Genomic DNA, 15,431 nt, shown 5'->3' on the forward strand with positions numbered 1-15,431 from the left:
CAACATCGAATATGATCCCGCAAGGCCAGCGCTGCCCCTCATCCGCCTGCCGGCACCTTCTCCCCGTATAGTGACGGGGAGAAGGGATGCTCTGGCAACCTCCCCTTTCTTCGGTTAGCCTCCGCAAATTCCTTGGCGGAGGATGAACCTTTTTGGACCGATCAGCGACAGAGCAGACAGGAGCCAGGCGGCTCGACCGGCCATGACGGCAGCGACGGAGACCGATCGCGCGCTTGTCGACCGGGTCGCGAAGGGCGACCGTGCCGCCGTGCGGCTGCTGTTCATGCGTCATCACGCGCGGGTCTACCGCTTCGTGGTGCGCCAGACGGGATCGGAATTGATGGCGGACGATATCGCGAACGAGGTGTTTCTCGAACTGTGGCGCCAGGCGCCGGGCTTCGAGGGTCGCTCCGAAGTTTCGACATGGCTGCTCGGCATCGCCCGGTTCAAGGCGCTGTCGCTGCTGCGCAAGAAAAAGGAAGACTGGATCGACGACGAGGCCGCCGCCGCGGTGCCCGACAGCGCCGACACGCCCGAGGTCGTCACCATGAAGGAGGACAAGGCCGCTGCCTTGCGCCGCCTCATCGACGCCTTGCCCGAAGAGCACCGCACGGTGATCGACCTTGCCTATTACCACGGACAGTCGGTGACCGAGATCGGCGAGGTGCTCGGCATCCCGGTTGCGACCGTCAAAACCCGGATGTTCTACGCCCGCAAGAAACTCGGCGAGGCCCTCAAGGCCGCCGGTTACGACAGGGGGTGGCCATGAGCGCCGCTGAAAAGATGTCGCGCCGCGACGAAATGGAAACGCTGCTGCCGTTCTACCTGAACGGCTCGCTGGAAGGCTCGGACCTTGAAGCCGTCGAGGAATGGCTGGCCAACGATCCCTCGGCACTGGCCGCCCTTGGCGAGGCCGAGGCCGAATTTTCCGGCGCATCGGCGGCCAACGAGGCGATCCGCCCGCCGGCCGATGCGCTCAGCCGCTTCGCCAGGGCGTTCGACGCCGAGGCAGGACCGGTGCGGGCGCCGGCAGGCTCGTCCTGGCTGGCGCAGGCCTGGGGCCGCTTCGTGGCGCTACCCGCCGGCGTCGCCTGGGCGGCGGCCGCGGTTCTGTTGGCGCTGATCATGGTGCAGTCGTTGGTGCAACCTGGCGGCAAGGGCGGCAATTTCGAGATTGCCGGCACGGAAGACGATCTCGCCAAGATGCCGTTCGCGCTGGTCAAGTTCAAGCCCGACGCCAGGATGTCCGATATTTCGGGCTTCCTCGGTGGCAACGGGCTGAAGGTGATCGGCGGACCGACCGCCGACGGCGTGTTCCGGCTCGGCATTCCGGCCGCCAATGCGACCGACTACACCAGGCAAATCGGCCTTATTGCCGCCCAGCCCTTCACCGACACCGTGATAGAGGGAAGGAAACCGGCAGATGGCGGCTGAGGCGGTCATTCGATTTGCGGCGATCCTTGCGGCGGCGATCACAATCGCCGCCGTGCCCGCGTCGGCGCAGACCAACGCCACCAGTCCCGGCCGGACGAAAATCGATTGCAACAACGCGGCCAATGCCACGGCAGCCGACTGTGCCAAGGACAATGGCGGTGAAAAGGGCGGTTCGGGTGCCGGGCAACCCGGCGCGGTCTTTCTGCCTGCTTTGATCGTCGACCTCTTCCCCAATCCGGCCGAACGTCCGGTTCCCGTGCCGACACCCGCTCCACGCCAGGACCCGGGCACCTCACCGGCCGTTCCCGCCGATACACAGGCTGGAGCCTCGGCCGGCGGGCCGATCGTCTCGCCGACCGATCTCATCGCCGTTCAGCCGCCGCGCGCCGTGGCCGGCGATTTCGTGCCCGACGAGGTGCTGGTGACCGTCGACGGCGATGCCGGCGCCGTGCAGCAGATCGCCGCCTCGTTCGGCCTCGAGGTGCGCTCGCAGCGTCAGTCCAGGCTGCTCGGCACCACTTTGGTGCGCTTCGGCATTCCCGACGGCCGTCCGGTCGGCATCGTGCTGGCGCAGCTGGCCGCCGACGGCCGCACGCAGCGGCGCGAGCCCAACCACATCTATTCGCTGCAGCAGGCGGCCGGCATCGTCAACTATGCCTTCGAGCGCATCGCGCTCGACGCCAAACAGGCCAGCGGCGAGAATGTCCGCGTCGCGGTGATCGACACCGGCATCGACGACACCAATCCGGCGCTGGCCGGGGTGATCGCCGGGCAGTTCGACGCCATGCCCGACGTGCCGATCGAAAAGCGCGATCACGGCACCTCGGTCGATGGGCTGATCGCCGGTGTCGGTGCGCTGGAAGGCATGGCGCCGGGCGCCAGGATCTACCACGCGCGCGCCTTCGAAGGCGGCAAGTCGACCATGGACGTCATTCTCTCCGCACTCGACTGGGCAGCCGAACAGGACGTGCGCATCATCAACATGAGCTTCGTCGGGCCCAAGAACGACCTGCTCGGCGTCGCCTGCAGAAATGCCCGCGCGCTGGGCATCGTGCTGATCGCCGCCGCCGGCAACAACGGGCCGAAGGCGCCCTATGGCTACCCGGCCGCCTTCGACGGCGTCATCGCGGTGACCGCAACCGACGCCAAGGATGGGCTGATGCCGCAGGCCAATCGCGGCGCCTATGTCTTCATCTCGGCGCCCGGCGTCGAGATGGTGGCACCGAGCGGCGCCGGTACGGATGTCGTCACCGGCACCTCGTTCGCCGCGGCGATCGTCAGCGGCGCCATCGCCAATCTGATCCACGCAGCGCCCGACCGCTCGGCCGACGACATCGAGAAAGCGCTGGCCGCTACGGCCAGGGATCTCGGCCCCAAGGGGCGCGACAACGATTTTGGTTACGGGCTGCTGGATATCAAGGCGGCTGGGGCGGGGAAGGAATAGGTTCCCTCAGACCTGTGACGTTGGCAGGACAGCACCCCCCTCTGTCCTGCCGGACATCTCCCCCGCAAGGGGGGGAGATTACTCGCTTCGCCGCCTTCGCCAATCGCCGGCACGACCTAAGCCGGCGCTCCGGCGACCGATCCCCTGATCACCAGGTCGACCGGCCAGATCTCGCCACGCGCCCCCTCTTCCAGTCCCGATATCCGCGCCGCCAGACGCTCGGCGACCCGGGCGCCGGCGAGACGGATGGACGAGCGCGTCGTAGACAGCGGCACCGAAAAATTCTCCGGCCGCAGCCAGGGAAAGACATCGTCATGGGCGATCAGCGAGACGTCGCCCGGAATGCTTAGGCTGAGGTCGCGCACCGCGCGCACGACGCCCAGCGCCATGATCAGGCTGGAGCAGACGATTGCCGTCGGCGCGTCGCTCGCCTCCAGCAGGCGCCTGGTGGCGCGATAGCCGTTCTCCTCGGTCATGACCACGGAGCAGACATGGCGTTCGCCCAGGGCCAGCCCGCTCGCGGCGAGCGCACGACGCACGCCGCGCTCGCGATGGATAGCGAAGGTCTCGCCGTCGTCGCCGTTGATCAGCGCCAGCCGCCGGTGGCCGAGCTGGACCAGCAGCCGCGCCGCCTCGTGGAAGGCGCCCTCATTGTCGATGTCGAGATAGGGATAGTCGAAATCGAAGCCTTCGCTGCGGCCATGGACGATGAAGGGAATGCCGAGCGTGTTGACCAGCGCCACCCGATTGTCCTGCGGCTTGGGAGAGGAGATATAGACGGCATCGACCTGGCGGTTGGCGACGATGCGCCGGTAGGTCGTCTCCTGGTCGTCGGCGTCGGCCGGCGACAGCACGAGGTCGAGTTCGTGCGAACGCGCATAGTCGCCAAGGCCGGATAGGAATTCGACGAAATGTGGGTCGATATCGACGGCGGCACCTGTCGGCAGGACATAGCCGATCATGCCGGACTTGCCGGTCGCCAGCCGCCGCGCGCTTGGATTGGGGCGGTAGCCGTGGCGCTTGGCGGCGTCCATGACGCGCCTTCGCGTTTCCTCGTTGACCTCCGGATAACCGTTCAGCGCCCGGCTTACCGTGGTCTGCGAAAGCGCCAGCATATGCGCGAGCTGCTTGAGGTTCACGAAAGGGCTCCATCCCCAAAGCGCTTTAGATTGAATCGACCCAAGCACCATAAAGATGCGGCCATGGTACTGTGACCATAAGCGTGCCCGGGGTGAGTTTGAAACAAAAATTGCTGCTGCACCGCCAAAAAACTATGCTGCAGCGCACTTTTTTGGTCCTGAACGCCTCTAATTAAATCGATTAGTGCGTCACCCTCTTGACTCCTGATCGATTCAATGGCGAGATCACCAAAGCCAAAGCGCTTTGGAAGACTCTTCGAAAGGTTGCGGTTCCCTTGCGACTGAGTCACAGTCCTGCGGCGTCGGCGGACGGAATGGAGGTTCCGTCCGGTGTGTTTGACCCACTGGGAGGGAATACCGATGAAGAAAATGCTTTTGCTGGGTGCCGCGTTCGCCACGCTCGCCCTGAACGCGCCCGCGCATGCCGAACTGAAGTTCAAGCCAGGCGAGGACGCGCGGTTCCACTGGGCCAACTTCGACGAACTCAAGAAGGTTGACCTCAAGGGCGAGACGCTGACGATCTTTGGTCCGTGGCGCGGTGAGGACGAGGCGCTTGCCCGTTCGGTACTCGACTATTTCGCGGAAGCCACCGGCGCCGAGATCAAATATTCCTCGTCCGAAAACTACGAGCAGCAGATCGTCATCGACACGCAGGCGGGCAGCCCGCCGAACATCGCGATCCTGCCGCAGCCGGGCCTGATCCAGGACCTTGCCTCCAAGGGCGTGCTGACCCCGTTGGGCGACGACGTCGCCGCATGGGTCAAGGAGAACTACGCGGCTGGCGATTCCTGGGCCAAGCTCGGCACTTTCGCAGGAAAGGACGGCAAGCCAGGCTTCTATGCGCTTCCCTACAAGATCGACGTGAAGGGTCTGGTCTGGTACTCGCCCGATAATTTCGAGGAAGCCGGCTACAAGGTGCCGAAGACGCAGGAGGAACTTGCCGAGCTCGAAAAGAAGATCATTGCCGATGGCGGCAAGCCCTGGTGCATCGGGCTTGGCTCCGGCGGTGCCACCGGATGGCCGGCGACCGACTGGGTCGAGGACATCATGCTGAGGACGCAGCCGCCGGAAGTCTACGACAAGTGGGTGAAGAACGAGATTCCGTTCACCGATCCGGCGGTGGTCAACGCCATCGACATTTTCGGCAAGATCGCCACCGACGACAAGATGGTCGACGGCGGCGCCAAGGCGGTCGCCGCGACGGACTTCCGCGATAGCCCGAAGGGCCTCTTCAGCGTGCCACCGAAATGCTACATGCACCACCAGGCATCGTTCATCCCCTCCTTCTTCCCGGAGGGCGTAAAGCTCGGCCAGGATGCGGACTTCTTCAACTATCCGCCTTACGCTTCCAAGCCGGAACTGGGCACGCCGCTGGAAGTGGCCGGAACATTGGTGATGATCACCAAGGATTCCAAGGCATCCCACGAGTTCATCAAGTTCCTGGAGATGCCGCTCGCGCATGAATTGTGGATGGCGCAAAAGAGCTTCGTGACCCCGTTCAAGGGAGCCAACAAGGACGCCTATGGCAGCGACGCGCTGAAGAAGCAGGGCGAGATCCTGGTCGGCGCGACGACAGTGCGCTTCGACGGGTCCGACCTGATGCCCGGCAAGATCGGCGCCGGCTCATTCTGGACCGGCATGATCGACCTGGTCGGCGGCAAGTCCGCCCAGGATGTCGCCACCGACATCCAGAAGAGCTGGGACGGGATCAAATAGGCAACCGGCGGTGACCGCAGCCTAAAAACGCGTCGCGTCGAAACGGATTCACGCGACGCGCTTTAGGTCTTCGTTTCATGCATGTCGTCCTCCCAATGCTGGATCCGGGCTTCGGCCCGGTCCGACCGGCGGCTTCCGCCGGAAACCTTCGCATTTCAATTGTTCCGAATGACTGAAAGTCGGCGCATCCGATCGCCAGCATTGCCTGGTCGATCATGCGCAGGGAGAGGGACCCATGGCGGCTCAGATTTTCTCGGCTATTTTCGTCATCATCATCGGCGTCGGAGGCTGCGTCGCCTATTTTTGGGGCGCCAACAGACTGGTCGACCTGATATTCCCGTCGCGCGGCGTCTCTGGCGCGGCGGCCATCGACAATCTGCGCCGGCAGGGACTGGTGCGGCCGTGGCTGTTCGTCGGTCCGGCGATGATCATCCTGACCATCTATCTGATCTATCCCGTCATCGAGACGCTACGGCTTTCGTTCCTCGATCGCGGCGGCGTCAATTTTGTCGGGCTGGCCAACTATCAGTGGGCGTTCGGCGACCGCGACTTCCGCAACTCGATCCTCAACAACGTGTTGTGGCTGGCCGTGGTGCCCGCCGCCTGCACTTTCCTCGGCCTGATCATTGCCGTGCTCACCGACAAGATCTGGTGGGGCACGATCGCCAAGAGCCTGATCTTCCTGCCGCTGGCGATCTCCTTCGTCGGCGCCAGCGTGATCTGGAAATTCATCTACGAGTATCGCGGCGAGGGCCAGGTACAGATCGGCATCCTCAATGCCATCATCCAGCATTTCGGCGGCCAGCCGCAGGTCTGGATATCGCTGCCGTTCTGGAACAATTTCTTCCTGATGGTCATCCTGATCTGGATCCAGACCGGTTTTGCCATGGTCATCCTGTCGTCGGCGCTGCGCGGCATTCCCGAGGAAACGCTGGAAGCCGCCGTCATCGACGGCGCCAACCCGTTCCAGATCTTCTGGAAGATCATGGTGCCGCAGATCTGGGGCACCATCGCCGTGGTCTGGACCACGATCACCATTCTGGTGCTCAAGGTGTTCGACATCGTGCTGACCATGACCAACGGCCAGTGGAACAGCCAAGTGCTGGCCAATTTGATGTTCGACTGGATGTTCCGCGGCGGCGGCGATTTCGGCCGCGGCGCGACGATAGCCATCATCATCATGATCGCGGTCATCCCGATCATGGTCTGGAACATCCGCCAGGCCAACAAAGAGACGGGAGGGCACTGAGATGGCCGTCGCGACCGGAAACTCCTTCGCCAGCCGCTTCGGCGTTCACATCGCGGTGCTGGTCTTCGTGACAATCTGGACCATTCCAACGCTCGGCATCCTGGTCTCCTCGCTGCGCGACAAGGACCAGATCATCGCCTCGGGCTGGTGGAATTCGTTCGCCAGTTCGACCCAGACCGAGGCCGGCCGCCTGCCGCCCGCCTCGGCACAGGTTCAGAAGGACGGCAAGTTCGTTCTGGAAGGCAACATCTTCGGCGACGGCGCCAAGCGCGACATCAGCGCCTTTGGCGTCAAGTCGGCGGCACCGACGCAATATGCGGCCGGCACATCGGCTGATCTCGGCGACGGCGTGACCCTGCAGGTCAATGCCGACGGCAGCTTCGTCATGACCTCGCCCAAGGCTTTCGAGGGCGACCGCGGCCAGCGCCTCTATTACGCCTCGTCGGCGCCACCGAAATTCACCACCGACAACTACCGGTCCGTGCTGTTTTCGGAAGGCATCGGCCGCTCGTTCATGAACTCGCTCACCGTCACCATCCCGGCGACGGTGATCCCGATCCTGATCGCGGCGTTCGCGGCCTATGCGCTGGCCTGGATGCGCTTTCCCGGCCGGGCGCTGCTGATCGCGGTCATCATCGGCCTCCTGGTGGTGCCGCTGCAGATGTCGCTGATCCCGCTGCTGAAACTCTACAACGGCGTCGGCTCGTTCTTCGGCGTGCCGTCGAAAACCTATCTCGGCATCTGGCTGGCGCATACCGGCTTCGGCCTGCCCTTCGCCATCTATCTCGTACGCAGCTACATAGCCGGCCTGCCGCGCGAAATCATGGAATCGGCGCGCATCGACGGCGCCAGCGATTTCGAGATCTTCGTCAAGATCGTGTTGCCGCTGTCGTTCCCGGTGCTGGCCTCGTTTGCCATCTTCCAGTTCCTGTGGGTATGGAACGATCTTCTGGTGGCGATGGTTTTCCTCGGTACGGAAGCAGACCAGATCGTGCTGACGGCCAAGCTCAATGCGCTGCTTGGTTCACGCGGCGGCGATTGGGAGATCCTGACGACATCGGCGTTCGTGACCATCATCGTGCCGCTGATCGTGTTCTTCTCGCTGCAGCGCTATTTCGTCCGCGGGCTGCTTGCCGGCTCGGTGAAAGGAGGCTGAGACCATGCAGTCCGCTTTGAAAGCCAGTTCGAAACCTGACCTCGCCATCGATCGCGACTGGTGGCGCGGTGCGGTGATCTACCAGATCTATCCGCGCAGCTATCAGGATTCGAACGGCGACGGCATCGGCGACCTCAAGGGCATCATCCAGCGGCTGCCTTATATTGCCGCACTCGGCGCGGACGCCATCTGGATTTCGCCTTTCTTCACGTCACCGATGAAGGATTTCGGCTACGACGTCTCGGATTATTGCGATGTCGACCCGATGTTCGGCACGCTGGCCGATTTCGATGCGCTGACGGCGGAAGCGCACCGGTTGGGTCTCAAGGTGATGATCGACGAGGTGCTGTCGCACACCGCCGACATCCATCCCTGGTTCAAGGAAAGCCGGTCGAGCCGCACCAATCCCAAGGCGGACTGGTATGTCTGGGCGGACGCCAGGCCCGACGGCACGCCGCCCAACAACTGGCTGTCGATCTTCGGCGGATCGGCCTGGCAATGGGACACCAGCCGCCAGCAATATTACCTGCATAATTTCCTGGCCGAGCAGCCTGACCTGAACTTCCACAGCCGCGAGGTCCAGGACGCCCTGCTCGACGTCACCCGTTTCTGGCTGGAGCGCGGCGTCGACGGCTTCAGGCTCGACACCATCAATTTCTACTTCCACAGCCAGGGCCTGGAAAACAATCCGCCGCTGGCGCCCGAGGAGCGCAACGACCAGACTGCCCCCGCGGTCAACCCCTACAACTATCAGGACCATATCTACGACAAGAGCCGGCCGGAGAACCTCGGCTTCCTCGAACGTTTCCGCGCCCTGCTCGACGAGTATCCGGCAACCGCCGCTGTCGGCGAAGTCGGCGATTCGCAGCGTGGGCTTGATGTGGTGGCAGCCTATACGGCCGGCGGCAAACGCGTGCACATGTGCTATTCCTTCGACTTCCTGGCGCCCGAAAAGATCAGCGCAGCCAAGGTCCGCTCGGTGCTGGAAACCTTCGGCAAGGTCGCCACCGACGGCTGGTCATGCTGGGCGTTCTCCAACCATGACGTGATGCGCCCGGCCTCGCGCTGGGCGGCTGGCGAAGCCGATCCGACCGCCTATCTCAAGGTGATCTCGGCATTGCTGATGTCGCTGCGCGGCTCGGTCTGCATCTACCAGGGCGAAGAGCTAGGCCTCGGCGAGGCCGAATTGCGCTTCGAGGATCTGCAGGATCCCTACGGCATCCGCTTCTGGCCGGAATTCAAGGGCCGCGACGGCTGCCGCACGCCCATGGTGTGGGACGGCAATGCCAAGAACGGAGGCTTCTCCCAGGCAAAGCCCTGGTTGCCGGTGCCGGCCAAGCATTTGTCGCAGGCCGTCAATGTGCAGCAGGGCGACGAGACTTCCCTGCTCGAGCACTACCGGCGCTTTCTCACCTTCCGCCGCGCCCACCCCGCGCTGGCCAAGGGCGATATCGCCTTCATCGAAAGCCAGGGCGACACCGTCGCCTTCACCCGTCGAGCCGGCAACGAGCAGATCGTCTGTGTCTTCAACCTTGGCGCCAAGCCGGCCAAGGTTGACCTTAGCGGCCGATCACTGCACCCTTTGCCGGGACACGGGTTTTCCGGGCAGGCGAGCACCGGTTCGGTCGAACTCGGCGGCTACGGCGCCTGGTTCGGACGCATCGACTGAATTTTGAGGAATCGACTCAATTTTTTGAGGAATCACTGGAGGAACCAATGGCCGATGTCAATTTGAGGCAAGTGAAGAAGTCCTACGGCAATCTCAACATTCTCCACGGCATCGACCTCGATATCAAATCGGGCGAGTTCATCGTCTTCGTGGGTCCGTCGGGCTGCGGCAAGTCGACCTTGCTGCGCTCCATAGCCGGGCTCGAGGAAATCACTTCAGGCGAGCTCAAGATCGATGGCGAGGTGGTCAATGACGTGCCACCGTCGAAGCGGGGCATCGCCATGGTGTTCCAGTCCTACGCGCTCTATCCGCACATGACCGTCTACGACAACATGGCGTTCTCGATGAAGATCGGCAAAGAGAACAAGGCCGAGATCGACCGTCGCGTGCGCCAGGCAGCGGAGATCCTACAGCTGACCAAATATCTCGACCGGCTGCCCAAGGCGATGTCGGGCGGTCAGCGCCAGCGCGTCGCCATCGGCCGCGCCATCGTGCGCAACCCGAAAGTGTTCCTGTTCGACGAGCCGCTGTCGAACCTCGACGCGGCGCTCCGCGTCGCCACCCGCATCGAGATCGCCAAGCTCAAGGAATCGATGCCCAACACGACCATGATCTACGTCACCCACGACCAGGTCGAGGCAATGACGCTGGCCGATCGCATCGTCGTGCTCAAGGAAGGCCATATCGAACAGGTCGGCACGCCGATGGAGCTCTACAAGAAGCCCGGAAATCTGTTCGTCGCCCAGTTCATCGGCTCGCCGGCCATGAACATCCTGCCGGCGACCATCGACAAGACCGGAAACCCGACAATCGTCAGCCATGTCGGCGGCCGCAAGGCGACGGTGCCGATCGCGACACCGGCTTCGGCGAAGGGCGCGGCGGTAAGCTTCGGTGTGCGGCCAGAGGATCTGATCATCGCCAGCGGCACGGACTATCTGTTCGAAGGCACGGTGGATTATGTCGAACAGCTCGGCGAGGTCCAGCTGGTCTATGTCGACATCGGTCGCGCCGACCTGCCGCTGGTGACCAAGCTGCCCGGCAATGTCGAGGTCAAGCGCGGCTCGACATTGCGGCTGAGCGCCAATGCCGAGGACCTGCATATCTTCGACGCGGATGGCCGGTCCTTCGCGCTGCACGAGGCGGAAGCAAAGGCGGCTTGAGCTAAAAGCCAACTGTAACGACAAAAAAGAGCGGCGGGCATGGCCCGCCGCTCTTTGTTAAACCGACTTCGATTTGTTAGTGATTGCCGAAGTGGTCCCGGTCATTGCTCTGGGGGGTCGGCTTCTGCACGTTGCCCGACGAATTGAGCAGCTTGTAGACAGGCGAGCCGCTGTCGCGGATCGAACCGGTATGCGACGCGTCCACATCGGTCGAAGTCACGGCAGGCTGGTTGGCGCCGTTGGAGCCATAATTGTCGCTGCCGGCGACAGCGCTGCCGGAAATGGCCAGGACGGCGGCGGCAGCAAGGATGATCTTCTTCATTTCACGTCTCCTGAAGTCTCGAATTCCATGGCAGCGGCGGGCAAACCCGCCGTTGCCAGGTCGGCTGTTAGTTGTTGCCGAAGAGGTTGTGGTCGGCGCCGAAGACAGGCTTCTGGTCAGCCGGTTCCGACTTCTTGTTGGTCGAAGCCGTGTACGAATTGTCGGTCGAAGTCACGGCAGGCTGGTTGGCGCCATTGGAGCCATAGTTGTCGCTGCCGGCGAAGGCGCCGCCGGAAACGGCCAGGACGGCGGCGGCAGCAAGGATGATCTTCTTCATTTCAAGTCTCCTGAAGTCTCGAATTCCGCGGCAGCGGCGGGCAAACCCGCCGTTGCCGGGTCGGCTGTTAGTTGTTGCCGAAGAGGTTGTGGTCGGCGCCGAAGACAGGCTTCTGGTCAGCCGGTTCCGACTTCTTGGTCGAAGCCGTGTACGAGTTGTCGGTCGAAGTCACGGCAGGCTGGTTGGCGCCATTGGAGCCATAGTTGTCGCTGCCGGCGAAAGCGCCGCCGGAAACGGCCAGGACGGCGGCGGCAGCAAGGATGATCTTCTTCATTTCAAGTCTCCTGAATTTTGATGAATTTTTGAGTTCGCCAGGACGGCGGGCAAGCCGCCGTCAACTGGCGATCAGCCGTTAGTGGTTACCGAAGAGGTTGTGGTCGGCACCCTGGACAGGCGTCTGAGCAGCCGGTTCCGACTTCTTGACCGAAGCGGTGTACGAGCTGTCGACGGCAGTGGCTGCAGGGGTCGCATTCGAACCGTAATGGTCCGAACTATAATGGTCGCTACCAGCGAAGGCGCTGCCGGAAATGGCCAGAAGGGCGGCGGCAGTGAGAATGATCTTTTTCATTTTGGGTACTCCAGTATTTTTCCGTCCGTCTAGCGGCGTGTCTTGGGATGAAATCGCGTCGTTCGGACAGCCCCGATGTGGGAAAGCCAGATGGTCGTTTCCAATCACGAAGTTGTTCCGCGTGGACCATGAATCCACCACTTGAAATTGTACCACCGGCTTCCACATCAATTTTTTTCTTTTTGATATCAATCGATTAGATAAGACCAAGGGAGCCATCACCAACTGTGTCGGAGGTCCAGCGTTCACAACGTCCTGCACGCACCGTCAACAGAAACGAACCGTTCGGTTCGATTTTAGACTCCGCTAATAGTCACTTTTCGAAACTGTTAACCTTTTTCGGCTCCGGCCAAGGATCAAAAAACAACGTTTGGCGTGCTGGCGACGAGCCGGTTTCAAAGGTCGCGATCCTTGTCCAGACGACTTGCATGCGTGTCGCGCCGCATGGATGCGATGTCGTTTTCATGCCGACGCCGCGATGCGTGCCGTGATTAGATCACGCCATCTCAGGTGCCGCTTCGTGACGACGGAGTGGAGAATTGGGAAGCCGGTCAGAATCCGGCGCTGCCCCCGCAACGGTGGTGGAGTTCAAGTCGCAACGGGAGACCACTGGGCGAAAGCCTGGGAAGGTGTCGCGATGGTCCGCAAGGACGACTCCAGAGCCCGGAAACCAGCCCGAGATTGCTAGAACTCGACTGATCGCGGTGGGCGGTCAAGGGGCGGATGATGCATGCCCGGTTGTCGCCGGCCTGCGTCCGATCCTTCCTCCATCACCACCAGTTCAGTCCTTGGGTATGAGGACAGGACATGGATGCTCGCAACGACATGCTGAGGCTCTTGAACAGCCGCAGACAGGGCTTTTCGCTGGAACAGCCCTTTTACACCGATCCGGACTACTTCAAGCTCGACATGGAGCTGATCTGGTATCGCGACTGGCTGTTCATCGGCCATGATTGCGAGTTGCCCAGGCCAGGCAGCTTCATCACCGTGCAGATCGGCGACTATCCGGTCGTGCTGGTGCGCGATCAGCAGGGCAAGATCAACGCCTTCCACAATTCCTGCCGCCATCGCGGCAGCCGCGTCTGCAATACCGACAAGGGCATGGCCGCCAAACTGGTCTGCCCCTACCACCAGTGGACCTATGAGCTGGATGGCCGCCTGCTGTTCGCCCGCCAGATGGCCGAGGGTTTCGACAAGAGCCAGTTCGGGCTGAAGCCGGTCGCCTGCGAAAGCGTCGCCGGCTATATCTTCATCTGCCTGGCGAAGGAGCCGGCCGACTTCGCGCCGATGCGGGCGATGATCGAACCCTACCTCAAGCCGCACCGGCTCGGCGAGGCGAAGATCGCCTTCGAGAGCACGATCATCGAGAAGGGCAACTGGAAGCTCGTCTGGGAAAACAACCGCGAGTGCTATCATTGCGCGGGCAATCACCCGGAATTGTGCAAGACATTCCCGGAAGCACCGACCGTGACCGGCGTGCAGGGCGCCGACAGCGATCCGGAGATGCTGGCGCACTGGGCGAAATGCGAGGCGGCCGGCCTGCCGAGCAAGTTCCGCATCGATCCGGCCGGACAGTATCGCGCCACCCGTGCGCCGCTGCTGCGCGATGCCGTCAGCTACACGATGAACGGCAAGCGGGCGGTGAGGAAGAACCTCTCCGACAGCGTCTCGGCCGACCGCATCGGCACCTTGATGCACTATCACTACCCGACGACATGGAACCATATCCTCATCGACCATGCCGTGACCTTCCGCGTGCTGCCGATCAGCGCCACGGAAACCGCCGTGACGACCAAATGGCTGGTCCACAAGGATGCGGTCGAGGGCGTCGACTACGATCTCGCCGAACTCACCCATGTGTGGACCGAGACCAACGACCAGGACCGCCGCATCGTCGAAGAGAACGCCTTCGGCATCCTGTCACCAGCCTATGAGCCCGGCCCTTATTCGGAGTTGCACGAGGGAGGCGTCATCCAGTTCGTCGACTGGTACGCCCGCTTCATCGGTCCGCGCCTTGCCGAAGACGGCAAGCCGGCGCTGCGCAGCGTCGCGTGAGCTCATGTTGCCCAAACACGACATGAGCCGGGCAAGAAGGACCAGAGGATGAATGCGATGACCGATCTTGGCCTCTATCGCCATCTCGACCAGATGGCGCCGTGGAACGACCGGCTCCAGGTGCTGGAAGTGATCGGCGTCAGCGATGAGGCGCCCGACGTGAAGACCTTCACCTTCCGGTCCGACAACCAGACCTGGTTCCGCTACAAGCCGGGCCAGTTCGTGACGCTGGAGCTGCCGACTTCGGACGGGCCGCTGATGCGCACCTACACGCTGTCATCGTCACCGTCGCGGCCATTCTCGATCGCGGTGACGGTAAAGGCGCAGGCCGGCAGCATCGGCACGCGCTGGATGTTCGATCATCTGGTGCCCGGCTCGCACGTCAAGGCCTATGGGCCGGCAGGCGATTTCTCGCTGCACAGCCATCCGGCGGCCAAATATCTATTCATCTCGGCCGGTTCGGGCGTGACACCGATGATGTCGATGCTGCGCTGGCTGAACGACTGCGCGCCCTGGACCGATGTCGGCTTCGTCAATTGCGCGCGGCGCGCGGAAGAGATCATCTTCCGCAAGGAGCTCGAACTGCTCGGCGGCCATATGCCCGGCCTGTCGCTCGGCTTCATGATCGAGGAGCGGTCGAGCCGCGAGGGCTGGTACGGCCATATGGGCCGCATCGACGCGATCCGGCTGCCATTGCTGGCGCCGGATTTCCGCGAGCGCGAAATCTTCTGCTGCGGCCCCGATCCCTTCATGCGCGCCGTGCGCGGCATGCTTGAAGCCGCCGGCTTCGACATGACGCAATACCATCAGGAGAGCTTTGCGGCCCCTGCCGTGGAGGAGGTCCCGGCGCCGTTCGCGGCGCCCGCGGAAGGCGGCACGGTTGTTCCGTTCGGAGCGGCAACGCCAATCCGCTTCTCGCTTTCGGAGGTCGACGCCGAATGCGTCGCCGGCCAGACGGTGCTGCAGACGGCGCGCGCTTCGGGCGTGCGGATTCCCGCCGCCTGCGAATTCGGCCTGTGCGGAACCTGCAAGGTGAAGAAGGTCTCCGGCCATGTCGAGATGAGCCACAATGGCGGCATCCTCGATCATGAGATCGACGACGGCTTCATCCTGGCCTGTTGCTCCAAGCCGCTGTCGGCACTGGAAATCGAGGCGTAGTCGGCAGGCAGGGCCTGCGGTCGCGCTCGCCGGGCCTGCGGGCATCTTGCCAAAAACCCTGCAAATGGTTAGACGCCTCTACAA

At 62.9% G+C, this 15,431-nt stretch carries 15 protein-coding genes and 1 riboswitch; of the genes, 10 read left to right on the forward strand and 5 right to left on the reverse strand.

Translation table 11 applies throughout. The annotated features are described in order from the left end of the window. The first annotated feature begins 202 nt into the window (after nucleotides 1–202). Genes MESOP_RS01815 through MESOP_RS01825 form a run of 3 tightly spaced genes read left to right on the forward strand, consistent with a single transcriptional unit; the run spans nucleotide 203 to nucleotide 2,878 of the window. On the forward strand, nucleotides 203–769 hold the full coding sequence (locus tag MESOP_RS01815; protein ID WP_013891611.1) for a sigma-70 family RNA polymerase sigma factor: 567 nt from the start codon (nucleotides 203–205) through the stop codon (nucleotides 767–769). Continuing rightward, nucleotides 766–1,434: a hypothetical protein gene (locus MESOP_RS01820; protein WP_013891612.1), complete on the forward strand. Its 669-nt coding sequence runs from the start codon at nucleotides 766–768 to the stop codon at nucleotides 1,432–1,434. The genes MESOP_RS01815 and MESOP_RS01820 overlap by 4 nt, the downstream gene beginning before the upstream one ends. Beyond that, nucleotides 1,424–2,878 (forward strand): S8 family serine peptidase, encoded by a 1,455-nt coding sequence (locus MESOP_RS01825; RefSeq protein WP_013891613.1) that lies wholly within the window; start codon nucleotides 1,424–1,426, stop codon nucleotides 2,876–2,878. Before MESOP_RS01820 ends, MESOP_RS01825 begins: the two co-directional genes overlap by 11 nt. A 116-nt stretch (nucleotides 2,879–2,994) precedes the next feature. Here MESOP_RS01825 and MESOP_RS01830 read toward each other — a convergent pair whose 3' ends face one another. After that, complete coding sequence (locus tag MESOP_RS01830; RefSeq protein ID WP_013891614.1) at nucleotides 2,995–4,017, reverse strand: substrate-binding domain-containing protein; 1,023 nt, start codon at nucleotides 4,015–4,017, stop codon at nucleotides 2,995–2,997. A gap of 360 nt (nucleotides 4,018–4,377) precedes the next feature. Here MESOP_RS01830 and MESOP_RS01835 point away from each other — a divergent pair, with 360 nt between their 5' ends. The 5 genes from MESOP_RS01835 to MESOP_RS01855 all read left to right on the forward strand — a co-directional run bounded on the left by MESOP_RS01835 (nucleotide 4,378) and on the right by MESOP_RS01855 (nucleotide 10,967). After that, the gene (locus MESOP_RS01835) at nucleotides 4,378–5,733 is read left to right on the forward strand and encodes an ABC transporter substrate-binding protein (protein WP_013891615.1); all 1,356 of its coding nucleotides are present in this window, start codon (nucleotides 4,378–4,380) and stop codon (nucleotides 5,731–5,733) included. Between the two features lie 235 nt (nucleotides 5,734–5,968). Further along, entirely contained in the window at nucleotides 5,969–6,982 is a 1,014-nt protein-coding gene (locus MESOP_RS01840) for a carbohydrate ABC transporter permease (protein ID WP_013891616.1), read from the forward strand. Between the two features lies 1 nt (nucleotide 6,983). Further along, complete coding sequence (locus tag MESOP_RS01845) at nucleotides 6,984–8,138, forward strand: carbohydrate ABC transporter permease (protein ID WP_013891617.1); 1,155 nt, start codon at nucleotides 6,984–6,986, stop codon at nucleotides 8,136–8,138. Nucleotides 8,139–8,142: 4 nt separating this feature from the next. Beyond that, nucleotides 8,143–9,807 carry a beta-galactosidase BglA gene (bglA, locus tag MESOP_RS01850; protein ID WP_013891618.1) on the forward strand — a complete coding sequence of 555 codons (1,665 nt, stop codon included), beginning with the start codon at nucleotides 8,143–8,145 and terminating at the stop codon, nucleotides 9,805–9,807. A gap of 47 nt (nucleotides 9,808–9,854) precedes the next feature. Beyond that, a complete protein-coding gene (locus tag MESOP_RS01855) occupies nucleotides 9,855–10,967 on the forward strand; it encodes an ABC transporter ATP-binding protein (protein ID WP_013891619.1) in 1,113 nt (370 codons plus the stop codon). 76 nt (nucleotides 10,968–11,043) lie between these two features. Here the strand turns inward: MESOP_RS01855 and MESOP_RS01860 are convergent, their stop codons facing one another. From MESOP_RS01860 to MESOP_RS01875, 4 genes are all read right to left on the reverse strand, one after another. Then, the gene (locus MESOP_RS01860) at nucleotides 11,044–11,289 is read right to left on the reverse strand and encodes a DUF680 domain-containing protein (protein WP_013891620.1); all 246 of its coding nucleotides are present in this window, start codon (nucleotides 11,287–11,289) and stop codon (nucleotides 11,044–11,046) included. A 67-nt stretch (nucleotides 11,290–11,356) separates the two neighbouring features. Beyond that, nucleotides 11,357–11,566, reverse strand: a complete 210-nt coding sequence (locus MESOP_RS01865) for a DUF680 domain-containing protein (protein WP_013891621.1) — start codon at nucleotides 11,564–11,566, stop codon at nucleotides 11,357–11,359. A gap of 67 nt (nucleotides 11,567–11,633) precedes the next feature. Next, nucleotides 11,634–11,840: a DUF680 domain-containing protein gene (locus tag MESOP_RS01870; RefSeq protein WP_013891622.1), complete on the reverse strand. Its 207-nt coding sequence runs from the start codon at nucleotides 11,838–11,840 to the stop codon at nucleotides 11,634–11,636. A gap of 78 nt (nucleotides 11,841–11,918) precedes the next feature. Continuing rightward, nucleotides 11,919–12,134, reverse strand: coding sequence for a DUF680 domain-containing protein (locus MESOP_RS01875; protein ID WP_013891623.1), 216 nt, complete (start codon nucleotides 12,132–12,134; stop codon nucleotides 11,919–11,921). 491 nt (nucleotides 12,135–12,625) lie between these two features. Next, nucleotides 12,626–12,827, forward strand: a riboswitch (cobalamin riboswitch). Between the two features lie 114 nt (nucleotides 12,828–12,941). Between MESOP_RS01875 and MESOP_RS01880 the strand changes: the two genes are divergently transcribed. Together MESOP_RS01880 and MESOP_RS01885 are read left to right on the forward strand one after the other, a co-directional pair. Continuing rightward, nucleotides 12,942–14,189 (forward strand): aromatic ring-hydroxylating oxygenase subunit alpha, encoded by a 1,248-nt coding sequence (locus MESOP_RS01880; protein ID WP_013891624.1) that lies wholly within the window; start codon nucleotides 12,942–12,944, stop codon nucleotides 14,187–14,189. Nucleotides 14,190–14,246: 57 nt separating this feature from the next. Further along, nucleotides 14,247–15,347, forward strand: coding sequence for an FAD-binding oxidoreductase (locus tag MESOP_RS01885; protein ID WP_013891625.1), 1,101 nt, complete (start codon nucleotides 14,247–14,249; stop codon nucleotides 15,345–15,347). The last annotated feature ends 84 nt before the right edge of the window (nucleotides 15,348–15,431 follow it).

The sequence above is a fragment of the Mesorhizobium opportunistum WSM2075 genome (assembly GCF_000176035.2).
Classification (GTDB): Bacteria; Pseudomonadota; Alphaproteobacteria; order Rhizobiales; family Rhizobiaceae; genus Mesorhizobium; species Mesorhizobium opportunistum.